Origin of the sequence: Pulveribacter sp., assembly GCF_032079985.1 — a bacterium.
Lineage (GTDB): Bacteria > Pseudomonadota > Gammaproteobacteria > Burkholderiales > Burkholderiaceae_C > Melaminivora.
The window spans coordinates 1,332,763-1,355,804 of sequence record NZ_DAMATK010000001.1 but is presented as its reverse complement, the minus strand read 5'-3'; the positions used below and the strand labels follow the sequence as shown (position 1 = coordinate 1,355,804).

The window sequence follows — 23,042 nt, the reverse complement described above, 5'->3', positions numbered from 1 at the left end:
CTATTGGGCCTCAGGTTTGAGGCTCAGAGGTGTCTAGAAAACCCGGGGCGATTCACCAATGCGTGGAACGATGTATCCGTACTTTGAACCTGCCCATCTGTCAGGGTCGCGAAAGACATCGCATTGCGCCGTTGTTCGTCGACAAGTAAGAACGCAGCGCCTGCGACTGGCCTGGCATCCTTCTTGTAGAACTCGCGAAGAATGGCGGAGCCTGCAACGCTGAAGAACATGCACGCGTGCGCTGTGCGCGCGTCGACACTGTCGAGTACAGACCTGATGACACTGTGAATGCGCAAGTAGTCCAACAGGGGAATGAGCGGTTTTGCTTTCATGTGGCCGATGTTCAGGTCGCGTGAGCCGATGAGGCCAACGGCTGCACCGCCAGCCGCATACCCATCGCCTTGAGGATGGCGGACAAGCTGCTGAGCGCCGGATTGCCCTTCGGCGACAGCGTGCGATAGAGCTGGGTCGGATTCAAGTGCGCCTGTTCGGCCACGGCCTGCACCCCACCAAACGCCTGCGCCATCTGGCGCAGCACGATCAGCAACTCGGCCTGGTCACCATCGGCCAGGATGCCATTGATGACCTCCAGCGCTAGCGCCGGATCGCTGCTGTACAACTCTGCCATTGCCTCGTCATGGGGTCTGCTTCTCATCATCCGATCTCCGCTGCCAGTCCTGCCAATAGCCCACCGCCCGGGCGATATCCGCATCCTGCGTCCGCTTGTCGCCGCCGCACAGCAGCAGCACCACGCGATGACCGGACACGGCGTAATACACCCGATAGCCCGGCCCCACATCGACACGCAACTCCCAGACGCCATCACGGCAGAACTTGTGATCGCCGAAATTGCCCAGCTCGACCCGGGCCACCCGACGAATCACCGCCACCTTGGCCTGGCTGTCACGCAGCCGCCGCAGCCAGTCCAGGTAGAGATCCTGATGCTCGCCCGCCGTCAGGTAGTGCTCAATTCGATAGAGATTCATTTTCGTCTATAAACGAATAAAGATCAAGCTACCGATTCGGGCGCTGCCGATGCCCGCTTCGTGTTGGGAGGCACGGCGCGGGTCGGCGCCTTCCGATGCCGGTACGGCCGATAGTTCCCAAAGCTCGTGGACGTAGCCCCTCCCCCGCCCGTCGCCTCCTGCGCCGCGCTGGAGGTGACGACGGCGCCGATGGTTTCCTGGCGCCGGGCGGCCACCTTCTCCGCTGCTGCCCGAACGGGATCATCTTCCGTGTGGACGTACCGCATGAACATCGAGACCGTCTTATGTGCGGTCAACGCCATGCCGACCTTCACAGGAACACCAGAGTTCGCAATATCGGTGGCGGCGCGGTGGCGAATGCCGTGCGTGCCGACATGCGGCACCTTTGCCCGCTGCAGGATTCGGCGCCAGGAGTTGTAGTAGGTGCCCTCGGACAATGGGATTTCTTTGTCGTAGATGCTGGGGCACACGTAGGGCGAGCCTTCGATGCGGTAGGCATTGGACAGCAACTGGTGCGCCGCCTCACTCATCGGCTTGGAAATGCTGCCGGTTTTGCTGTCCGGCCAGGCAACACGGCGGCTGTCGAAGTCGATCCAAGCCCATTGAAGCATTCGGATTTCCGACATGCGCGCGGAGAACTCGAACTGCAGACGGATCGCCAGCGTCAAGGTCGGATGTTCCAACCCCTCGACATCCGCACGGTCAAGATAGGCATAGAGGCGTGCCAGTTCCTCGTCGGTGATGTAGCGCGTCTCGCCGCTCTCCCGGTACTTCGGCACGTGACGACACGGATTGGAACCGTCGGGCCGGTAGCCCCACACCTCGGCCATGTTGAGCATCTTGCGCAGACAGGCCAGAACGCGATTGGCCGTGGCGGAGATCTTGACCATGTCCCGCATCATTGCTGTCACATCCATGCGGGTCAGCTCTGGCACTTTGATCCTGCCCAGCTTGGGCACGATGTACCGATCGATCTGATCCTGGTAAGTCTCGACCGTACTGGGCTTGTTGCGCGTCTTGGAATACTCCTCGATGAATTGCGTGCACAACTCCTTGACCGTGGGTGCCTGACGTGCCGCCTGCTTTGCTGCACTGGGGTCGCTGCCCTTGCGCACGTCCGCCAGCCAGTCCTGCGCGATCGAGCGCGCCTGATCAACGGTCAGTTCGCCGAACAGGCCGATCTTCGGCTTGCGGCGTTCGCCCGCATTCGTGCGGTACTGCAGCATGAAGACCTTGCGGCCTGAAGCTGTGACCTTGCACAAGAACCCTGGGACAATCGTGTCCCGCAGTTCATAGTCCTTGCCGGTGGCTTGCGCCGCATCAACGACGGATTTGGTGAGCTTGGCGACTGTCATGAAACCTCCTTCCTCTAGGCTCGAACGCAGGAGCCAACCAGGAACCACGACAGAGGAAATCAAGCCGTTTTTGGTCTGGTCAAGGCGTAAGGTTAGACGCGATCAGTTTTCAAAAAAACCAATCACATCAAGCACTTGCAAGCTCCAGCGTAGTTAAATCCTATCGCTGGTTTTCATTCTCAAAATCCCCCGCCGCAAGGCGTGCCGGTTCGATTCCGGCCCCGGGCACCACCACATAGTCTCAGAGACTCTCTGGACGGATCAAAGCCGCTGTATCTCATAGGTACAGCGGCTTTTTCTTTGCCCTACGTCATCTCACTCGATACCATGACATACCGTCAAAAAGACGGTACTTCCAACGGTATCTAGCTGATACCGTCACCCAAGATACCGTCATAGGGAGTGGGGACACATGGCACTGACAGATACAGCCATCAAGAACGCGAAGCCCGGTGACAAGACCGCAGGCCGCAAGCTGTCTGACGGCGGCGGCTTGTATTTGCTCGTGAAAGCCACAGGCAAGTACTGGCGCATGGACTACCGCTTCGCTGGCAAGCGCAAGACGCTGGCGCTGGGCGTCTACCCTGAAGTCTCCCTCGCGAAAGCCCGCCAGCGGCGCGACAAAGCCAAGGAACAACTGGCTGACGACATCGACCCCAGCGGCGCGAAGCGCCAAGAAAAACAAGCCAAGGCTGATGCGGCAGCACACAGTTTCGAACTGGTGGCGCGTGAATGGCTGAAAAAAACTGCTGCAGAGCGATCAGCCAGCACACAAAAGAAGATCACTTCATGGCTGGAGAAGGATGTCATCCCCTACATCGGCAAGATGCCTATTTCGGCAATCGGTCCGAGGGATGTCCTTACCGCTCTACGAAAAATGGAAGCCCGTGGCGCTCTTGATAGCGTTCAGCGCGTCAAGCAGGTTACAGGGCAAGTCTTCCGGTATGCCATCGCCATCGGCGCAGCCGAACGGGACGTCACACAAGACCTTAAAGGCTCTCTCGCAAAAGCAACCCCAGGACATTTCGCCGCCATCACTGACTCCAAGCAACTCGGTGAACTGCTGCGCGCAATCCATGACTACAGCGGGCATCCCTACACCGTTGCCGCCCTGAAGTTGTCACCACTGGTATTCGTTCGCCCCGGCGAACTCAGAACCATGGAATGGTGTGAAATCGACTTCGATACCGCCGAATGGCGAATCCCCGGCAGCAAGATGAAGATGAAGACCGATCACATCGTGCCGTTGTCCACTCAAGCGCTGGCCCTGCTTAGGGACATGCAACCGGCGACAGGCCACGGGAAGTATGTGTTTCCCAGTCTCCGAACTGGTGAACGACCTATGAGCGAAAACACCATCAATGCCGCCTTGCGCGGCATGGGGTACCCGAAAGAAGTTCACAGCGCCCATGGCTTTCGGGCAACTGCCAGAACCATCATGGATGAGGTTTTGGAAGAACGAGTTGACCTGATAGAACACCAACTAGCCCATGCGGTGAAAGACGTGAACGGACGCGCCTACAACCGCACCGCGCATCTACCCGCCAGACGGGCAATGATGCAGAGATGGGCCGACTATCTGGACAAGTTGCGTACAGGGGCAACAGTGATTCAGTTGAAAACCGCGTGATAGTCGTCTACGCAGGACCCTGACAGACGCCACCGCATGAAGCCAACGGAGAACACTGTATTCCCCTTCACTGGGGCAATCTACCTGCGTGCGATCCACGTCCTGAATCCCCGCACTCGCAATCAATGGCATTCGGACATGGCGGCATTGCGCACAGCCATGGATCATCTGATTGAGAGCGAATACGCCAAAGAACTGGAGCGTTTCAGCGCCGAATTCGCCGAACGACTGGTACAAGAAGGCGGATGGGAACTTCAATTCGTTCCCGGCTACATGCGCGATGAAGACGGGGTAGTCCACATCACGCACGAAGATGCCAAAGCCCTGCTGAAAAACTGGCCTGATCCAACCCGCCTGCCCGACGGTTTTCCGGATCAAAAAATCAGCGACATAGAAGCCCTTGAAGAAGTCGTCCGCCTGCGAAGCAAGAGTGAACAGAAGGACCATCCATCCGAGGCCCAAGCCTACGCATTGATGGCTCTCGAAAAGATTTTCGCGATTGACTCCCTACTGTCTGAGGACCCTCGGTCATCCACATTGCGAGGGCTGCCCCCAGATACCCTTTTGCGCGCCGCCGCTGCGGCCATTGAATCCATGGAAATGGTCTGCGCAGCAGAACGACGACTTGTTCAGGAAAAGCTGCCAACAGATGCCGCTGATCATGTTCGAAGGCTCGAATCTGAAGCGCAGGGGCTTGCAAGACGCTCCATGGCGGAATCCGGCGCAAGAAGTCGATGGGCCAATAGTCCGAAGACTGCCGCCAAACAGCAGGTCAAAGAATGCTGGGAAAGGTGGCACCGCGACCCAGGGCGCTACAGAAGCATGAAGGAATTCGCTTTCGACATGCTTTCCAAGTACCAAGCACTAGAAAACCCTGAAACCATTCAGCGGTGGTGTCGAACTTGGCAAGCGGAGGTTGCCAGCAACGTCACTACCATGCCAGCACGATCATGAAATGGACGACATGAGGTCCTGAGAAATCAGGATAGTCATGCTGCAATCACTCCATGCCGCCAATCACTGGGAGAAGCGGAAATCAATATGGAGTACACATGGTTCAACTCAATTCATCCATCCGGCCCAAGGCCGCAGCAGAGTATCTGGGCATCAGCCCCGCCACGTTGTGGCGCTGGGCCAAAGAGAGAAGCGACTTTCCCAAGGCCCGAAAACTAAGTTCCCGCTGTACGGTGTTCGACGCGACTGAACTGCAGAACTGGCGTGACGCAGCACCGCCCGTTCATCGTCCGGAGGCACTGCACTAGCGGACAAATATCAAGGAAATAAGATCAAAATGATTCGATAGTTCAGATCATTTTGATCTTATCCGCATACAATGGAAGCTACCTATCCACCCTTGGATCATCCATGCCGACCATAGAACGCGCCATTGAGATTGCGGCAAACGCCCACGCTGGACAGCGCGACAAGGCTGGTCAGCCCTACATATTTCACCCGCTCCGGGTCATGTTTCGCGTCGATGGCGAACATGAACAGATGGCCGCGGTTCTGCATGATGTCGTAGAAGACACTGCCATAACCATCGACGATCTTGCGCGAGAGGGATTTCCACCTGCAGTCCTGCGAGCCGTCGAAGCGTTAACAAAGCTTCCCGGCGAAACGCGGCTTGAAGCGGCCGCCCGGGCCGCCGCTGACCCCGTCGCCAGAAAAGTGAAACTGGCGGACAACGCAGAAAACATGGACCTGTCACGCATCCCCAATCCAACAGACAAAGACTATGCGCGATGCCGGGAATACGAAGAAGTGCGCGCCCTGTTGTTGACATCGGAATGACGGAAGAAACCGCCATCCCGATGGAGCAAGCAAACGCCATCGCCGCGTTGTCTGCAGCGCAACGCCTGCGGCTGGCGTTCATCGAGTTTCGGGTCTGGTTCTATGGCGACGTAGCCCGAAAGCATGTCTTGGAGCGCTTCGAAGTGGCGACCGCCGCAGGTACCCGTGACTTGATGCTATACAAGCAGCTTGCGCCCCACAACGTCAGCTACGAACAAAAGCAGTATCGGTATCTGCCGACTTTCCAGCCCTTGTTCCAGCACGATCCGGACAAGGTTCTCGCAGCACTGACGACGGGGACAACTGCGGCTGACACCGGCACCAGCGGAGAAACCATTTCCCATGCCGCGCCCAAGCGTCTGAACCAACCAGACCTGCATACCTTAGCCACCGTCACCCGAGCCATTCGCCAGGGGCAGGTGCTGGCGCTGAACTACTTGTCCATGAAAAAAGGCCCCAGCCCACGGGTCATCGTGCCCCACTCGCTGGTGGATTCGGGGCTTCGGTGGCATATCCGGGCCTTTGACCGCACAAAGGGGCATTTCCGCGATCTCGTACTGACGCGCATGGAAGATGTACGCGCTTTGGTGGATTGCAGTCCCCCATCACAACAGGAACTGATCAGCGCTGATACGCATTGGAACCGCATGTTCACGCTGACCTTGATCCCCCATCCATCACGACCGCACCCGGAAGTGATTGCGAAAGACTTCGGAATGCAGGATGGGAAGTTAAGGGTATCGCTACGCGGCGCGGTGGCTGGTTACGTGATGCGTCAATGGCAAGTCGATTGCAGCCCAAACGCCAGCATGCGAGGGCACGAAATCAGGCTGCGTCTGGCGGACCCGACAGAACTGCGCGACGCTGGCAGTGCGCCCCTGGCCCCCGGTTACGTTTCCTGACCTTCAATTCGAAAAACCTTACGGGAGAAAAGATGTCCAAGACGAAGTCAAAGCCCTCAAAGAATTCCGCAAAAGAAGTCTGGTGTGTTGATGTCTACGAACACGAAAAAGGCTGGGGAGAGCGCCTTGAGGACCACTTCGAATTTCCCAGCGAGGAAGAGGCAAACGCCTACTTTCGCAAGGTAAACGCTGAATTTTCAAAGCAAGGCGATTCTGATTGTTTCGCACTGGCGCATCCGCCATACAAAAAAGAAACGCAATGACGATTGCCAAAAAAATCTTGAGCGAAGCTAGGCACGCGCAGGAAATTTCGTCCGTTCTCTGGGAGCTTGATCCCATGCGAACAGGTTGCAAAGGAGATGCGACCATGCAGGATGAATACGAATTTCAAGCCCAAGAAATCGCATCAATGATCGGCGCCGGGGCTCCCATTCTGGAAGCCGTCGTTCAAGTGTTCGACAAATGGTTCTGGGAGGATTGCCTGATTTCAGGCACCAGTACCAGTCGCCTTGACGCCATCGTAGAAAAACTCTCAAAAATCACTTGCTGACCCAACAATGACTGACGTCGACAACAAGTCCCCTTTGACCGCCATCCTTGATGCCTACCGAAATGCATCCGCCACCGAGCGCGAGAAGGGAACGTACTTTGAAGAACTAACCATCTGCTACCTGCGCAACGAAGCCACGTACAAAGACCTGTACAGCGACGTGTGGACGTATGCGCAATGGGCCGAACTTCAGGGAATCCCCAAGAATGATGCGGGCATCGACTTGGTAGCAAAGACCGCTGACACAGGCGAGTTTCACGCCATCCAATGCAAGCTATACGCGCCTACCTACCGCCTACAGAAAAGCGACATCGACAGTTTCTTCACCGCGTCCGGCAAGAAGATTTTTTCCCGTCGCGTCATCGTCAGCACGACCAACAATTGGAGCGACAACGCGGAAAACGCGTTGATTGACCAACAGCCCCCGGTCACCAAGATTGACCTGCATGACTTGGAAAACAGTCAGATTGACTGGGCCAAATACCAACCCAATCAGGCCCCGGTACTGAAGCCAAAGAAATCGCTTCGCCCGCACCAACAAAGCGCCCTTAACGCGACGCTGGCGGGCTTCGAACGTGAAAGCCGTGGCAAGCTGATCATGGCCTGCGGGACGGGAAAAACCTTCACCAGCCTGAAGATTGCTGAAGCCTACGCAGGCGCAGGTAAACGCGTGTTGTTCTTGGTGCCCAGCCTGTCCCTTCTGTCGCAGACCCTGACCGAATGGACTCAAGAAAGCACAACCCCGCTGCACAGCTTCGCCGTCTGTTCTGACAGCGATGTCGGCAAGCACCGCAAGAAAGACGACGACGTCGTACAGACGTTCACGCATGAACTGCGTTACCCCGCGACAACTGACCCGGCGCGGCTGGCGCTGGAAATGGGCAAGCGTCACGATGACGCGCACATGAGTGTGGTGTTCAGCACCTACCATTCCATCGACACCATCAGCAAGGCGCAGAAAGAAAACGGTCTTCCCGCTTTCGATCTGATCATCTGCGACGAAGCGCACCGGACCACAGGCGCAACCTTTGGCGATGACGACGAAAGCAACTTCGTCAAGGTACATGACGCAGGCTTTATTCAAGCGAGCAAACGCCTGTACATGACAGCCACACCGCGCATTTACGGCAACAACGCAAAGGCCAGCGCAGAAAAAGACAACGTCGTCTTGTGTTCCATGGACGATGAAAATCTGTACGGCCCCGAGCTGTATGTCATCACCTTTTCCGAAGCCGTGCGCTTGGGACTGTTATGTGACTACAAGGTCATTGTCTTGTCCGTCGAAGAAAGCCACGTCAATCGCCGCATTCAAGAGCTGTTACGCAGTGCAGACAACGACCTGCGCGTAGACGATGCGGCCAAGATCATCGGCTGCTGGAAGGCCCTCGCGAAGCAGGAATTGACGCCTGATTTGGTGGGCGATACCGAACCAATGAAACGCGCCGTCGCCTTCTGCCAAGTCATCGAAACGAAGAAAGGTGCAAAAGTTCACAAAGTCAGCTCGGTCAACATTGCAGACATGTTCAGCAAGGTTGTCCAAGCCTACCAAGACAGCGAGAACTTGGACGACGATGAATTACAAGCCAGCCCCGCATACACGCTTCAATGCGAAGCCGAACACGTAGACGGAGGCATGAATGCTTCGAAGAAAGAAGAGAAGCTGACATGGTTGAAAGACGAGCCACCCGAGAACACATGTCGAATCCTCAGTAACGTGCGCTGCCTCAGTGAAGGCGTGGACGTGCCCGCGCTGGACGCAGTTCTGTTCCTGACGCCTCGTAATTCACAGGTTGACGTGGTGCAGTCCGTGGGACGTGTGATGCGCAACGCGCCCGGTAAAAAGCGTGGCTACGTGGTGTTGCCCGTGGTCATTCCCGCCGGTGTCGAGCCCCATAAGGCCCTGAACGACAACAAGACCTACAAGGTGGTCTGGGAAGTCTTACAAGCCCTGCGTTCACACGACGACAAGTTCGACGCCATGGTCAACAAGTTGGAACTGGTGGGGAACGACCGATCCAAGATCGAAATCATCGCCGTCAGCGACAAAATCCAGCAAAAATCGAAGCGCAAAAAGGACGAAAACGGCGTCCAGAACAAGACTGCCGGTCGTGGTGGAAGCACCATAGGCCGGAAAGAAGCCACGGGCCCCAGCCAAGAAGAAATGCAAGGGGAACTTCAGTTTGAAGTGGGCGAAATCGAAAAGGCCATCTACGCCAAATTGGTTCAGAAGGTGGGTAATCGCCATCACTGGGAAGACTGGGCCAATGACATCGCCAAGATTGCCCACACGCATATCGACAACATCCAAGCCATCTTGGATAACCCATCAAATACTGAAGAACGGGACGCGTTCAACGCCTTCGCAAATGAACTACGTGACGACTTGAACGGCAGTATCAGCGACGGTGAAATTGTCGAAATGCTGGCCCAGCACATGATCACTAAGCCAGTGTTCGACGCGCTGTTCAGCGACTACAGCTTCGCCCAACACAACCCCATGTCCAAGGCCATGCAGGGTGTTCTGGACGCACTGCATCAACACAATCTGGACAAGGAAGCCAGCACCCTGCAGAAGTTCTACGACAGCGTAAAGATGCGCGCGGAGGGCATCGACAACGCTACTGGAAAACAAAAAATTGTCGTGGAGCTGTACGACAAATTCTTCCGCAATGCCTTCCCCAAGATGACCGAGCGTCTTGGTATCGTCTACACGCCTGTGGAAGTCGTGGACTTCATCCTGCATAGCGTCAATGATCTGTTGAAGAAAGAGTTCAACCAGACACTGGGAAGCAAGGGCGTACACATCATTGACCCGTTCACAGGTACTGGTACGTTCATCACTCGCTTGCTGCAATCGGGGCTGATCAATCAGGACGAACTACCCTACAAGTACAAGCAGGAACTGCACGCGAATGAAATCGTGTTGCTGGCCTATTACATTGCCGCCATCAACATTGAAGCGACGTACCACAGCCTGATTGGCGGCAAGTACGTGCCATTCGAAGGTATCTGCCTGACCGATACCTTCCAGATGTACGAAAAGGACGATTTGGTGGATGCGCTTATTGTGGACAACAGCGCCCGCCGCAAACGTCAGAAAAAACTGGATATTCGCGTAATTGTTGGAAATCCGCCTTATTCAATTGGGCAGGCAAGCCAGAATGATAATAATAGCAACATTACATATCCGAACCTTGATCGACGAATTTCAGAAAGTTACGCAGAATTATCTTCCGCGACAAATCTACGCGGCCTTTATGACAGTTACGTCCGTGCGTTTCGATGGGCTAGTGACCGTATTGGAGCTTGTGGCATTGTTAGTTTTGTTACCAATGCAGGTTTTTTGGACTCGACGTTTTCCGATGGAATGCGGAAATCTCTTGCTACCGAATTTAGTGATATATACGTTTTTCATCTAAAGGGTTTGCGTGGTCAAAAAACCGCTGGGGAACGGGCCAAGCGCGAAGGTGGTCAAATATTCGGCATTGCAAGTGCGGCAGCAATTTGTATAGTCGCCATGGTCAAAAACCCCGCAGTTAAGCATTCCGGAAAAATTCATTTTCACGAGATTGATGATTATTTAAACCGCGAAGAAAAGCTCAAAAAAATAGAAATGCTAGGAAGCATTTCAGGAATTTCTAACGCCCAAGGTTGGCGTGCTATTGTTCCAGATAGTCACGGCGATTGGATAAATCAGAGAAATTCTGATTTTGTAAAATTTATGCCACTTGGTGTTAAAAAAGGCTCTGAACCCGCCTTGATTTCCACATTTGCACATGGTGTTGTAACCGGCAGAGATGCATGGTGTTTTAATGCTTCAAGGACAGCATGCTCCGATAATATTCAGCGAATGATTGGTCGTTATAATTCCGAGGTTAAAAATTTTGATGAAAAATTCCTCGGCTTATCACGCTCGGCACGGGAAGATGCGGTTAAAGATTTTATTGAAACCGATGAAACAGAGGTCAGTTGGACGCGTGCACTGAAACAAGACCTCGTTCGATCAAAGCGCCATGTATTTTTTCAAAAAGAACTGAGGCGTAGCCTTTACCGTCCGTTCACGAAGCTCTGGTTGTATTTTGATCGCGAATTAAATGAAGCCGTCTCGCTAATGCCACAACTGTTTCCAAGTCCAGATGTGGAGAATTTGGCAATTGGGGTCACTGCATCAATGTCACGGAATGAATATTCAGTATTAATGATAAATGGGCCTGCAAGCTTCCATGCAGTCGATATGGTAGGAACCCAGTTTTTTCCATTGTATTTTTTCGATTCTGAAAAGAATAAAGACAAGAAGGCAGTTCAACAGGAGTTGATCGATTTTTCCAGCGATAAATCATTGCCAGATAATCCTAAACATGATGCTTTAACAGATGTAGGGCTGACCTATTTCAAGGATGCCTACCCTAGTGAATCTCTAACAAAAGAAGACATCTTCTACTATGTATACGGTCTTCTTCATTCACTAGAATATCGAACACTATTTGCCGATAACTTGGGTAAAGAGTTGCCACGCATACCGCGAGTAAAAAAGCCGGTAGACTTCTGGGCCTTCAGCAAGGCTGGCCGGGACTTGGCACACTGGCATCTGAACTACGAAACAGTGGAGCCATACCCGCTGACGATTGACGCCAAGGGTGTGCAATCCGATGCTGACTACCGCGTGGAAAAGATGAAGTTCGCCAAGAAGGGGGACAAGTCCACTGTCATCTACAACGGCAAGATCACGCTACGCGACATTCCCGCTGAGGCATGGAACTACGTGGTGAACGGTAAGGCAGCGTTGGATTGGGTCATGGAACGCCAGTCGGTTAAAACCGATCCTGCCAGCGGTATCGTGAACGATGCGAACGACTGGGCAATTGAAACCATGGGCAACCCGAAGTACCCCCTGGAACTGTTCCAACGCGTCGTGACCGTCAGTCTTAAAACTCAAAAGATTGTGGCGGCGCTGCCCAAACTGGACATTTGATTTTCTGTGCGGGTGTCTGCAGGCGATGTCAGGGACGCACCTCTGATTCGCCCGCCTCTCGTTGCGCCTGATGTTCCCGTCCCCTTAATACATCAGAACTTAACTTCTGGAGAAACTAATGCGACGTGACATCAAGGCTGGATATGTGGATTGGATGGCGAAAGAGATTGAGGGCAAAAAAGTCATTGCCTTCACGTTGAAGTTCCGCCAATGGCTAGGTGAGGAACACCTGACCCGACAAACTGCCGTCGCGACGGTTCGCAGGTTCTACAACCACTTATGCAGGGAAGCATACGGCCCTCTGGCAATGCGTCGCAAGAACCCGGCCAAACTTCAATTTATGGTCGCCTACGAAGGCGAGGTCAGTCGTGAAGACCACACCAAATCACGATTTCATGCGCATGGCGTGATAGAGGTTCCAAAGGGCTTGACCCGCAGCGCATACGAAGACATCTGCGAAGCGGCTTGGACAAGCCTGAAATGGGCCGATCCCAAGGCGCATGACTTCAAACAGTACAGGGACGAAGGTTGGCTTGAATACATGCTGAAAAATCGCACCAAGGCCGACGTAGAAGCGTCCATTGACCTTGATCTATTCAATCCCTACAGCTACCGGCATGAAGTTGACACCGTACACGCTGCCTGAAATTTCGGAATTTCTAAGTATGGCTAGAGACGCTTCCAGCGCCTTGACTGGACTTTGCCGTGATGCAGCCGTATCGACGTATCAGCAGCGAAAACCTTGCACCGATGAGACAATCTGAGAGCAGTTACGACGACTGCTAATAGATAACTTTGGTCTTTTGAAATTGGATTCAGAGGTTCAGAAGGATCAGACCGATGAAAGAGATGGTCAGACCTCCCAGATCAAAGAAGTCCAACGAGGGAAGCGAAGGAACGAGCCACGGGAACATTCCAACCTGATGCCGATGGCGAGAGTCCCGAAACCCCGAATTCATCGCATCCGAAAAGTACGATTACAAGGACACCGAATTTCAATGCTTCAGTGATGTCCCCGTATCAACGGGTACAGTCCCGGAACCTCAAGTCTTAGACCGTCTGAATGCCGCCACAAGCCGGACACTTTTGAAATTGACGGTACTTTTGTCGGTACATTTCAAAATAAAAAAACCTCAAACCCAATATTCATGCGGCTTGTAGGACACTTTTCGATTCCGGCCCCGGGCACCAGGCTTCAAAGCCGCTCCTGCTGGACCAGCAGGGGCGGCTTTTTTCATGGCGCGCCGGCCCCTTGCGCGGACAATCAGCCAGACCCTCACGACAACGCAGATATGGGAGCGCCTCCGGTTGACTGACACCCTGGACACATCGGACTTCTCCGAGCACACCCCCATGATGCAGCAGTACCTGGCCCTCAAGGCCGGGTTCCCCGACACGCTGCTGCTGTACCGCATGGGCGACTTCTACGAGCTGTTCTACGCCGATGCCGAACGCGCCGCGCAGCTGCTGGACATCACGCTCACGCACCGCGGGCAGTCGGCCGGGCAGCCGGTGGTCATGGCCGGCGTGCCCTTCCATGCGTTGGAGCAGTACCTGGCGCGCCTGATCCGGCTGGGCGAGTCCGTGGCGATCGCCGAGCAGGTGGGCGAGGTCGGCGCGGCCAAGGGCCCGGTGGCGCGCAAGGTGGTGCGCGTGGTCACTCCCGGCACGCTGACGGACAGCGAGCTGCTGCCCGACAAGAGCGAAGCGATGCTGCTGGCCCTGCACCAGGCCCCGCGCGGGCGCTGCGGCCTGGCTTGGCTGAGCGTGACGCAGGGCGTCGTGCAGCTGGCCGAATGCGCGCAGGACGAGCTGCCCGCCTGGCTGGCGCGCGTGGGCGCCAGCGAGCTGATCCACGCCAGCGGCATCACTCCGCGCTTTGCCGCCCAGCTGGCCGCGCTGCGGCGCGGCGGGCAGCTGGCCTGCCCGGCGGCGGCGCGCCCGGACTGGCAGTTCGACGCCACCCTGGGCCGCGCCAAGCTGCTGGAACACCTGGGCGCCGCCAGCCTGCAGGCCTGGAACGCCGAGGGCCTGCACCACGCCCACGCCGCCGCCGCCGCGCTCTTGCACTATGCCGAGCACACCCAGGGCCGCGCCCTGCCCCACGTGCACGGTGTGCGCGTGCAGCAGGCAGATGAGCTGATCCACCTGCCGGCGGCCACGCGGCGCAACCTGGAGCTGGTCAAGACGCTGCGCGGCGAGGACGCGCCCACGCTGTTCTCGCTGCTGGACACCTGCATGACCGGCATGGGCAGCCGCCTGCTCAAGACCTGGCTGCTGGAGCCCCGGCGCGACCGCAGCGACGCACGCCAGCGCCTGGCTGCCACCGCCGCCCTGCGCGGCTCGGGCAGCGGCGACGGGCCGTGGCAGGCGCTGCGCGGGCAACTGCGCGGCGTGTGCGACGTGGAGCGCATCACCGCCCGCGCGGCGCTGCACCAGGTGCGCCCGCGCGAGCTGGTGGCGTTGGCCGCGACGCTACAAAAATCGCAGCTGCTGGCGCAAGCCGGACAAGCGCCAGAGCCGTTTTTAGCTCAGATCTTTGACCAACTGCAGCCGGCAGCCGAATGCCTGGCGCTGCTGCAGGCCGCCATCGCGCCCGAGCCGCCGGCGCTGCTGCAGGCCGGCGGCGTGATCGCCTCGGGTTTCGATGCCGAGCTGGACGAGCTGCGCGGCATCCGCGACCACTGCGACGACTTTCTGCTGCAGCTGGAAGCGCGCGAGCGCGAGCGCACCGGCATCCCCAACCTGCGCGTGCAGTTCAACAAGGTGCACGGCTTCTACATCGAGGTCACCAGCAGCCACGTGGACAAGGTGCCGCCCGAGTGGCGCCGCCGCCAGACGCTGAAGAACGCCGAGCGCTTCATCACGCCCGAACTCAAGAGCTTCGAGGACAAGGCCCTGTCGGCCCAGGAGCGCGCGCTGTCGCGCGAGAAGTGGCTGTACGAGCAGGTGCTGCAGCGGCTGCAGCCGCACGTGCCGCAACTCACCCGGCTGGCCCAGGCCCTGGCCACGCTGGACGCGCTGTGCACGCTGGCCGAGCGCTCGCTCACCCTGGGCTGGTGCGCGCCGCAGTTCGTGGACCAGCCGTGCATCGACATCGAGGCCGGCCGCCACCCGGTGGTGGAGGCGCGCCTGGCCGAGGCCTCGCGCGGCGCCTTCATCCCCAACCACACCCGGCTGCATGCCAATACGCGCATGCAGATCATCACCGGCCCCAACATGGGCGGCAAATCGACCTACATGCGCCAGGTGGCGCTGATCGTGCTGCTGGCCAGCATGGGCAGCCACGTGCCGGCCAGCAGCTGCCGGCTGGGGCCCATCGATGCCATTCACACACGCATCGGCGCGGCCGACGACCTGGCCAACGCCCAGTCCACCTTCATGCTGGAGATGACCGAGGCGGCGCAGATCCTGCACGGCGCCACCAGCCAGTCGCTGGTGCTGATGGACGAGATCGGCCGCGGCACCAGCACCTTCGACGGCCTGGCCCTGGCCAGCGGCATCGCCACCCACCTGCACGACCGCACGCGCGCCTTCACCCTGTTCGCCACGCACTACTTCGAGCTGACCGAGCTGGCCGCGCGCCACCCGCACGCCGTCAACGTGCACGTGGGCGCGACGGAGGCCGGCGCCGACATCGTCTTCCTGCATGAGATCCAGCCCGGCCCGGCCAGCCGCAGCTACGGCGTGCAGGTGGCCCGCTTGGCTGGCGTGCCCGCCGCCGTGCTGCACCACGCGCGCCACGTGCTGGCCACACTGGAAGAGCGCGCCGGCCGCCATGACCCGCAGGTGGACCTGTTCGCACCACCTCCCGCCGCCGAGGCGCCCGCCCCCAGCGCCGCGCAGCAACTGCTGGCGCAGATCGAGCCCGACACCCTGAGCCCTCGCGAGGCGCTGGACGCGCTGTACCAGCTGAAGAGGCTCGCCAGCGCCGCCACCGCCTGACTGCACGTCCACACCTATGCCCGAGACCACCCCGGCGCCCGGCGCGCCCGCCTTGCCCTGGCGCGCCCTGCTGGCCGCCGGCGTGCTGTACCTGCTGGCCTGGACGCTGCTGCCGCCGCTCTTGATCTCCAGCTTTCCGCTGGACGTGGTGGAAAGCCTGTCCTGGGGCCGCGAATGGCAGTGGGGCTACTACAAGCACCCGCCGCTGGCGCCCTGGCTGCTGCACCTGTCCTACCGCACCTTCGGGGCCGCCGGGCCCTTCCTGCTCAGCCAGCTGTGCATCGCCGCCACGCTGTGGCTGGTCTGGCTGGCCGGCTGCCGGCTGATGGAGCGCGAACGCGCCCTGCTGGGCACCGTGCTGACGCTGGGCGTGGCCTTCTACGGCCACCCGGCGCTGGAGTTCAACCACAACATCGCGCAGATGCCGCTGTGGGCCGGCCTGGGCTGGGCACTGCTGGCCGCGCTGCAGGACGGGCGGCTGCGCCACTGGCTGGCGCTGGGAGCGCTGGCCGGCCTGGGCCTGCTGACCAAGTACTCGGTCGCCATCGTGCTGGCCTGCTTGGGGCTGTACCTGGTGCTGGGCCCGGCGCGGCGCGCGCTGGCGCGGCCCGGGCCGTGGCTGGCGCTGGGCCTGGCCCTGCTGCTGCTGGCGCCGCACCTGTACTGGCTCTGGCAGTCCGACTGGCTGCCCATGGCCTACGCCAGCCGCCGCGCCGAGGCACCGGGCGGCAGCGCCCGGCTGGGGGCCCTGTCCTTCCTGGGCACGCAGGCGCTGAACCACCTGCCGCTGGCCCTGGTGGTGCTGGCCGCCTGGCTGGGCACGCGGCGCCGGCTGCCCGCGGCCGGCGCCTGGCGGCTGCACGCGCGCTGGCCCGGCTACCTGCTGGTGGTCGCCCTGGGGCCGGGCCTGCTGGTCACGCTGCTGGGTCTGGTGACGGGCCTGCGCATCCGGGACATGTGGGGCATGCCCATGTGGGCCTTCAGCGGCCTGCTGGTGGCCGCGCTGCTGCCGCCCGCCTGGCTGGCGCCGCTGCGCCCGCGCCTGCTGCGCGGGGTGGCCGTGTGGCTGGTGCTGATCACCAGCCTGGCCATGGCCTACCTAGCCTGGGGCGCACAGCTGCGCCAGCGCCCGGCCCGCACCGACTGGCCCCAGCAGGCGCTGGTGCAGCAGGCCAACGCGGCCTGGGCGCAGGTGTCGCGCTGTCCGCTGCGCACCGTGGCGGGCAACTACTGGATCGCCGGGCTGGCGGCCGTGCCCTCGCCGGACCGGCCCTCGGTGCTGATCACGGGCGACGCGCGCTATTCCCCCTGGGCCACGGCGGACGGCCTGCGTCAGCACGGCGCGCTGTGGCTGCGCGAGGACGGCGAGCCCGACATGCCCCCGGCCCCGCTGGACCAGCTGCAGCCCGGCCCCGGCCTGCAGCTGCACCAGGGCACCTGGCAGCTGCCCTGGCCGCGCCGCGCCACCGCGGCGCCGCTGGTGGTGCACTGGCGGGCCTATGTGCCGGCCGCCTGCGCCGCCGTCATGCCCTAGAACGTGTTGACGTTCTTAAAAGGACAGCGGCCCCTGGTGTACATGCAGGCCGCGCTCGCGCAGGTCCTGCGCGAAGGCGTCCGACAGCAGGTAAGCAAACTCCACCGGGCGCTGCTTCCCAATGGCGTCCTGCGGCACCGGCCGGGTGGCCGGGTGGCACATCAGCAGCGCGCCGCCGCCCGCCGCCTGGGCCAGCCACTGGCGCATGTGGGCGCGGTAGGCGTCCGTGTCGGGGGCGTCGAAGCCGTAGACGCCGCCAAAGCCCTGGTTCATGGCCACGCCCGCGCGGCGCAGCAGCCGCGTGGCGCTCCAACCGCCCAGCAGGGCGATGACGGCCGCCTTGGGCGAGCGCCACAGCCCTCCAGCGGGCACGGTGGAGCGCACCCACGGCAGCGCCGCCTCCGATCCGTAGCGCGCCTGCAACTCCTGCAGCAGCGCACGGCGCACGCCAGGTAGCTGGTGCACGTGCTGGTGACCGTCGACGAAGTCCGGCGGCGTGCCCATGGCGCGCTCGAAAGCGTCCAGCTGCCGGGCCCAGGCCTGGCGCAGCACCTGCGCCGGCAGCCGGTGCAGGTAGGCGGCGCGCAGCACCTGGCCCAGGCCGTGCGCGGGGTGGGCGCCGCCGTGCCCCTCGGTCAGGTTGAAGTGCAGGCCCACGGACAGCGCCGGGCGCAGCTCGCGCAGCGCCGCGGCCACCTCGGGCCAGCGCGGCGCCGTGGTCATGCAGCTGGTAGCCGACAGGCGGCTGGCGCGGGCCAGTTTGCACACCGCATCGTCCACGAAGGGGTGCAGGCCGTAGTCGTCGGCGCACAGCACGAGGGCACGGCTTGAGGGATTGGTAGCGGCGTTCACTGGATGACCTCCGTGCTTCGCACCGCGGTGCGAGCTTGCTTGGGGCGGCCCGGCGCGGCGCTCACTGGGTAACCTCCGTGCTTCGCACTGCGGTGCGAGCTTGCTTGGGGCGGCCCGGCGCTGCGCTCATGCGCCGGCCGGCGCGCGGAACGCCCAGAACTTGGCCAAGGCGAAGGTGCCCACCGCCACCACCAACAGCACCAGCAGCAGGCTGGCCAGGTAGTGCCAGGACAGCCAGCGCAGCGCGGCGGCGTACAGCAGCTCGTTGGCAGCGAACGACAGGCTGGCCACCAGAAAATAGCGCCCCGCGGCCGCCCAGCCGTGCCGCCCCTGCGAGGGGGCGAAGGTCAGCAGCGCGTGGCCGCCGTAACTGACGGCAAAGGCGACCAGGAAGGCCAGCACGTTGGCCACCAACGGCGCCAGCCCGCCCCATCCGACCCAGGCGGCCACGGCCAGCAGATGGGTGGCGGCCGCGGCGGCGCCGACGAAGGCAAAACGCAGTACCTGGGGCCAGCGGCGCAACGCCTGCAGCAGGCGGTCAACCGCGCTCATGCGGTGCGTCACGCAGGGGGCTGTGGTCATCATCGCGCGCCACCAGGTAGCTGGGGCGGCGCTTGACCTCGTCGTAGATGCGCCCAATGTACTCGCCCAGCACGCCGATGGACATCAACTGCACGCCGGAAAACAGCATGATGCCGGCCGCCAGCGTGGGCCAGCCATCCAGGTCGGCGCCGAACAGGAGTGTCTCCAGCGTGATCCAGGCCCCATAGGCCAGCGCGCAGGCGGCCACCAAGCTGCCGACCACGCTCCACACGCGCAGCGGCATGGTGGTAAACGACGTCAGCCCCAGCAGCGCCAGCGAGCCCAGGCGGCGCAGGTTGAAGCTCGACGCCCCACCGGCGCGGTCCTGCGGCACGAAGGGCAGCGCCGCCGTCTTGAAGCCCACCCAGGCGTACAGCCCCTTCATGAAGCGGTGATGCTCGGGCAGGGCCTTCAGGGCATCGGCCACGCGCCGGTCCATCCAGCGAAAGTCACCCGCGTGCGGGGGCACCTTGACGCGGTTGCCGCTGTTGAGCAGGCGATAGAACAGGCTGGTGCCCACGCGCTTGGCGCCGCTCTCGGCCGTGCGGTCGGCGATCACGCCGTAAACCATGTCGTAGCCCAGCTGCCACAGCTCATGCATGGCGGGCAGCATCTCCAGCGGGTGCTGGAAGTCGGCGTCGATCAGCAGGACGGCGTTGCCGCGGGCGTGGTCTATGCCGGCCGACAGGGCGGATTCCTTGCCGAAGTTGCGCGACAGCGCCAGGTAGCGCACCGGCAGTCCGGCCAGCAGGCCCATGGCCACCTCGTGCGTGCCGTCGCGGCTGCCGTCGTTGACGATCAGGATCTCGAAGTGCGGCGTGAGGGCGCCCGCCGCCTGCGCCAGCGCCTGCACGAAGGCGGCCAGGTTGGCCTCCTCGTTATAGGCCGGCACCACGCAGCTGAGCTTCAGACCGGGCCGCGGCAGGGGGGCGGGCGGCGCGGCGGGGGCGTAGTCGGCGTGCATGTGGCTCATCGGGGCGATTGTCCCAAAACTGTGGCCCGCGAAAGCGCTGCCGGCCCCGTCCGGGCGCCACTACACTTGCCACCCCGCAGCCGCCCCGCCGGGCGGCGCTGCCCGTTGTCTTCCGCCATGGCCGCCATCGTTTTTTCCCACGCCAACAGCTTTCCTGCCAGCACCTATCGCGTCCTGTTCGGCCATCTGCGCCAGCGCGGTTTTCACGTCAGCGCCCTGGAGCGCTTCGGGCATGACGAGCGCTATCCCGTCACCAACAACTGGCCACACCTGGTGCAGCAGCTGGCCGATTTCGCGGCCGAGCAGCAGCAGCGCACCGGAGAGCAGGCGTTCCTGGTGGGGCATTCGATGGGCGGCTTCCTGAGCGTGATGGCGGCGGCGCGCCACCCCGAGCTGGCACGCGGCGTGCTGCTCATCGACTCGCCGCTGGTGGGCGGCTGGCGCGCCGGCGCAGTGGTGGTGGCCAAGAGCGCGCAGGTCATCGGCGCGGTCTCGCCCGGTCGGGTGAGCCGCGCGCGGCGCAACGCCTGGGCCAGCACCGAAGAGGCGCTGGCGCACTTCCAGCGCAAGAAGATCTTCGCGCGCTGGGACCCGCAGGTGCTGGCCGACTACGTGCAGCACGGGCTGCACGAGCACGACGGCCGACGCGTGCTGGCGTTCGACCGCGAGGTGGAAACGCGCATCTACAACACCATTCCGCACCATTTGGAAGCCCTGCTGCGCCGCCACCCGCTGCGCTGCCCGGCGGCCTTCATCGGTGGGCGCAGCTCGGTCGAGATGCGGCAGGTCGGCATGTCGCTGACCGAGCGCGTGACCCGCGGGCGGGTGATGATGCTGGACGGCAGCCACCTGTTTCCCATGGAGCAGCCCCTGGCAACCGCCGCTGCCATCGAGGCCGCGCTGCTCAACCTGGAGGGCGTGGTGCAGCGCAAGGCGGCCGCCTGACACTCCTGAAACCATAGCTGCCCGGGCATGCAGGGCAAGCGCTGGAGGCCGAAGAGGCTCTTATTCCGCCCAGGTCACCACGCCCGTCCAAGCCGTGGCCAGCACCACCAGCCCGAAGGCGATGCGGTACCAGGCGAACGGCACGAAGCTGTGGCTGCTGATGTAGCGCAGCAGCCAGCGCACGCACACCCAGGCGCTGAGGAACGAGAACACCAGCCCCACGGCGAACAGCGGCACGTCGGCGGCCGACAGCAGAGCGCGCTCCTTGTACAGGCTGTACACCCCCGCGCCGATCAGCGTGGGGATGGCCAGGAAGAACGAATAGTCCGTCGCCGCCTTGCGCGACAGACCCAGCAGCATGCCGCCGATGATGGTCGCGCCGCTGCGGCTGGTGCCCGGCACCATGGCCAGGCACTGCACCAGGCCCACCTTCAGCGCGTCCAGCGGCCCCATGTCGTCCACGCTGTGGATGCGCACGGCCGTCTGCTGGCGCCGCTCGGCCCACAGGATGACGAAGCCGCCCAGAATGAAGGTGCTGGCCACCACCACCGGGGTGAACAGGTGCTCCTTGATAGCCTTGCCGAATAGCAGGCCCAGCACCACGGCGGGCAGAAAGCCGATCAGCACGTTCAGCGTGAAGCGCTGCGCCTGGCGCTGGCTGGGCAGCGCCACCAGCGTCTCGCGGATGCGCTGCCAGTACACCAGGATGACGGCGAAGATGGCCCCGGTCTGGATGGCGATGTCGAAGACCTTGGCCTTGGCGTCGTCAAAGCCCAGCAGCGAGCCGGCCAGGATCAGGTGGCCGGTAGACGAAATCGGCAGGAACTCGGTCAGTCCCTCCACCACGCCCATGACGGCGGCCTTGAGCAGCAAAACGGTATCCACGCGCGTCCTTGTCAGCTTCTCGCCCAGCGAGAAAAAGCGCGGATTATCCGCCGCGCCTCGCCCGCCAGCGGCCGGCCCCCTGCCGTTCGCGCCGCCCCGGGTGCATTTCACGCCGCCCAGCCGCCAGCCGTCGCAAGGCGGTGGCCGGCATGAAGGACCGCCGGCACAGTGCGTTCTACGCGTTTCGCGTTGAACCCCAAGCACCGACAGGAGGCCCGCCATGCTGATCCAGATCGCCATCCACCAGCCCCAGATGCTCTGGCCCATCGTCCAGGGCACGCCCCGCTGGGTCTGGGGCCTGCTGGCCGCCCTGCTGTGGCTGGGCCTGACCCAGACACTGCCGCGCCAGGCGGGCCTGCGCCGCGCCCTACTGTCGCCGCTGGCGCTGGCGGGCTTCTCCGCCTGGGGCCTGGCGTCGGCCTTCGGCGGCAGCACGGCGCTGGCCGCCGCCCTGGGTGCCTGGCTGCTGGCTGCCGCCCAGGCCTGCGCGGCCAGCCTGGCATGGCACCGCGCCCCGGCCGCCGGCACGCGCTATGACGCGCAGGCGCGGCGCTTTCACCTGCCGGGCAGCCCGGTGCCGCTGCTGCTCATCCTGGCCATCTTCCTGACCAAGTACGCCGTGGGCGTGGAGCTGGTGCTGCAGCCCGCGCTGGCCCAGGACGGCGCCTTCGCCCTGCAGGTCGCGGCGCTGTACGGCATGTTCAACGGCCTGTTCCTGGCGCGCGCCGCGCGGCTGTGGCGCTTGGCGCAGCGCGGCAGCCAAGGCGGCCCGGCCTTTGCCTGACTGCGCAGATCTCTTCAACCCCCAAAGCAGCGAGCAACCCCATGACACATCCTGAACACACCCTCGACCCGGAACGGGAACGCCTGGCGCAGCGCCGCGCGCGAGCCAAGCTGGGCTGGTACTTTCACGCCTGCGTCTACGTTCTGGTCAACCTGCTGCTGGCCTTCGTCTCGGCGCGCAGCACGCACGCCTGGGCCATCTATCCAGCGCTGGGCTGGGGCCTAGGCCTGCTGCTGCACGGCGCGGCGGTGTGGCTGGCGGCGCCCGGCGGCGCGCTGTATGCCCAGCTGCTGGAGCGCGAGCGCGCCGCCCTGCGCCGTCCGCCCGCTGCCTGATCGCCGCCCGCACGTCGCGCA

22 protein-coding genes are annotated in these 23,042 nt (G+C 61.7%); 14 read left to right on the top strand and 8 right to left on the bottom strand.

From position 1 onward, the window contains the following. Positions 1-23 precede the first annotated feature (23 nt). The 4 genes from RT282_RS06240 to RT282_RS06225 are packed head-to-tail and all read right to left on the bottom strand — an operon-like array spanning position 24 to position 2,341. Positions 24-332, bottom strand: a complete 309-nt coding sequence (locus RT282_RS06240; protein ID WP_313312553.1) for a DUF2026 family protein — start codon at positions 330-332, stop codon at positions 24-26. An 11-nt stretch (positions 333-343) separates the two neighbouring features. Beyond that, positions 344-655 carry a DNA-binding protein gene (locus RT282_RS06235; RefSeq protein ID WP_041190632.1) on the bottom strand — a complete coding sequence of 104 codons (312 nt, stop codon included), beginning with the start codon at positions 653-655 and terminating at the stop codon, positions 344-346. After that, positions 636-986 (bottom strand): type II toxin-antitoxin system RelE/ParE family toxin, encoded by a 351-nt coding sequence (locus RT282_RS06230; protein ID WP_313312551.1) that lies wholly within the window; start codon positions 984-986, stop codon positions 636-638. Before RT282_RS06230 ends, RT282_RS06235 begins: the two co-directional genes overlap by 20 nt. A gap of 23 nt (positions 987-1,009) precedes the next feature. Next, positions 1,010-2,341, bottom strand: a complete 1,332-nt coding sequence (locus RT282_RS06225) for a site-specific integrase (protein ID WP_313312548.1) — start codon at positions 2,339-2,341, stop codon at positions 1,010-1,012. Positions 2,342-2,753: 412 nt separating this feature from the next. Between RT282_RS06225 and RT282_RS06220 the strand changes: the two genes are divergently transcribed. The 11 genes from RT282_RS06220 to RT282_RS06170 all read left to right on the top strand — a co-directional run bounded on the left by RT282_RS06220 (position 2,754) and on the right by RT282_RS06170 (position 17,665). Continuing rightward, complete coding sequence (locus RT282_RS06220; protein WP_313312547.1) at positions 2,754-3,971, top strand: tyrosine-type recombinase/integrase; 1,218 nt, start codon at positions 2,754-2,756, stop codon at positions 3,969-3,971. A gap of 36 nt (positions 3,972-4,007) precedes the next feature. Further along, positions 4,008-4,925: a hypothetical protein gene (locus tag RT282_RS06215; RefSeq protein ID WP_313312546.1), complete on the top strand. Its 918-nt coding sequence runs from the start codon at positions 4,008-4,010 to the stop codon at positions 4,923-4,925. Between the two features lie 98 nt (positions 4,926-5,023). Next, complete coding sequence (locus RT282_RS06210) at positions 5,024-5,233, top strand: AlpA family phage regulatory protein (protein ID WP_313312543.1); 210 nt, start codon at positions 5,024-5,026, stop codon at positions 5,231-5,233. 103 nt (positions 5,234-5,336) lie between these two features. Then, positions 5,337-5,762, top strand: a complete 426-nt coding sequence (locus RT282_RS06205) for an HD domain-containing protein (protein WP_313312540.1) — start codon at positions 5,337-5,339, stop codon at positions 5,760-5,762. Further along, positions 5,759-6,664: a WYL domain-containing protein gene (locus tag RT282_RS06200; RefSeq protein ID WP_313312538.1), complete on the top strand. Its 906-nt coding sequence runs from the start codon at positions 5,759-5,761 to the stop codon at positions 6,662-6,664. Before RT282_RS06205 ends, RT282_RS06200 begins: the two co-directional genes overlap by 4 nt. A 32-nt stretch (positions 6,665-6,696) precedes the next feature. Continuing rightward, a complete protein-coding gene (locus RT282_RS06195; protein ID WP_313312537.1) occupies positions 6,697-6,927 on the top strand; it encodes a hypothetical protein in 231 nt (76 codons plus the stop codon). After that, entirely contained in the window at positions 6,924-7,214 is a 291-nt protein-coding gene (locus tag RT282_RS06190) for a hypothetical protein (RefSeq protein WP_313312534.1), read from the top strand. The genes RT282_RS06195 and RT282_RS06190 overlap by 4 nt, the downstream gene beginning before the upstream one ends. Positions 7,215-7,221: 7 nt before the next feature. After that, on the top strand, positions 7,222-12,186 hold the full coding sequence (locus RT282_RS06185; RefSeq protein ID WP_313312532.1) for a type ISP restriction/modification enzyme: 4,965 nt from the start codon (positions 7,222-7,224) through the stop codon (positions 12,184-12,186). Positions 12,187-12,304: 118 nt separating this feature from the next. Next, positions 12,305-12,832, top strand: coding sequence for a hypothetical protein (locus tag RT282_RS06180; RefSeq protein WP_313312530.1), 528 nt, complete (start codon positions 12,305-12,307; stop codon positions 12,830-12,832). Positions 12,833-13,539: 707 nt separating this feature from the next. Then, a complete protein-coding gene (gene mutS / locus RT282_RS06175; protein ID WP_313312652.1) occupies positions 13,540-16,131 on the top strand; it encodes a DNA mismatch repair protein MutS in 2,592 nt (863 codons plus the stop codon). Between the two features lie 16 nt (positions 16,132-16,147). Next, a complete protein-coding gene (locus tag RT282_RS06170; protein ID WP_313312528.1) occupies positions 16,148-17,665 on the top strand; it encodes a glycosyltransferase family 39 protein in 1,518 nt (505 codons plus the stop codon). 15 nt (positions 17,666-17,680) lie between these two features. On the opposite strand, the gene RT282_RS06165 is transcribed toward RT282_RS06170, so the two are convergent. From RT282_RS06165 to RT282_RS06155, 3 genes are all read right to left on the bottom strand, one after another. Then, positions 17,681-18,517, bottom strand: a complete 837-nt coding sequence (locus RT282_RS06165) for a ChbG/HpnK family deacetylase (RefSeq protein WP_313312526.1) — start codon at positions 18,515-18,517, stop codon at positions 17,681-17,683. Positions 18,518-18,643: 126 nt separating this feature from the next. Further along, positions 18,644-19,069 carry a GtrA family protein gene (locus RT282_RS06160; RefSeq protein ID WP_313312524.1) on the bottom strand — a complete coding sequence of 142 codons (426 nt, stop codon included), beginning with the start codon at positions 19,067-19,069 and terminating at the stop codon, positions 18,644-18,646. Then, positions 19,056-20,072 carry a glycosyltransferase family 2 protein gene (locus RT282_RS06155; protein ID WP_313312522.1) on the bottom strand — a complete coding sequence of 339 codons (1,017 nt, stop codon included), beginning with the start codon at positions 20,070-20,072 and terminating at the stop codon, positions 19,056-19,058. Before RT282_RS06155 ends, RT282_RS06160 begins: the two co-directional genes overlap by 14 nt. A gap of 117 nt (positions 20,073-20,189) precedes the next feature. On the opposite strand from RT282_RS06155, the gene RT282_RS06150 reads away from it, so the two are divergent. Further along, entirely contained in the window at positions 20,190-21,017 is an 828-nt protein-coding gene (locus tag RT282_RS06150) for an alpha/beta hydrolase (protein WP_313312520.1), read from the top strand. 60 nt (positions 21,018-21,077) lie between these two features. On the opposite strand, the gene RT282_RS06145 is transcribed toward RT282_RS06150, so the two are convergent. Continuing rightward, positions 21,078-21,902, bottom strand: a complete 825-nt coding sequence (locus RT282_RS06145) for an undecaprenyl-diphosphate phosphatase (RefSeq protein WP_313312518.1) — start codon at positions 21,900-21,902, stop codon at positions 21,078-21,080. Positions 21,903-22,122: 220 nt separating this feature from the next. Between RT282_RS06145 and RT282_RS06140 the strand changes: the two genes are divergently transcribed. Both RT282_RS06140 and RT282_RS06135 read left to right on the top strand, forming a co-directional pair. Further along, positions 22,123-22,686: a DUF6622 family protein gene (locus RT282_RS06140; RefSeq protein ID WP_313312517.1), complete on the top strand. Its 564-nt coding sequence runs from the start codon at positions 22,123-22,125 to the stop codon at positions 22,684-22,686. Positions 22,687-22,727: 41 nt separating this feature from the next. Continuing rightward, positions 22,728-23,021 carry a 2TM domain-containing protein gene (locus tag RT282_RS06135; RefSeq protein ID WP_313312515.1) on the top strand — a complete coding sequence of 98 codons (294 nt, stop codon included), beginning with the start codon at positions 22,728-22,730 and terminating at the stop codon, positions 23,019-23,021. The last annotated feature ends 21 nt before the right edge of the window (positions 23,022-23,042 follow it).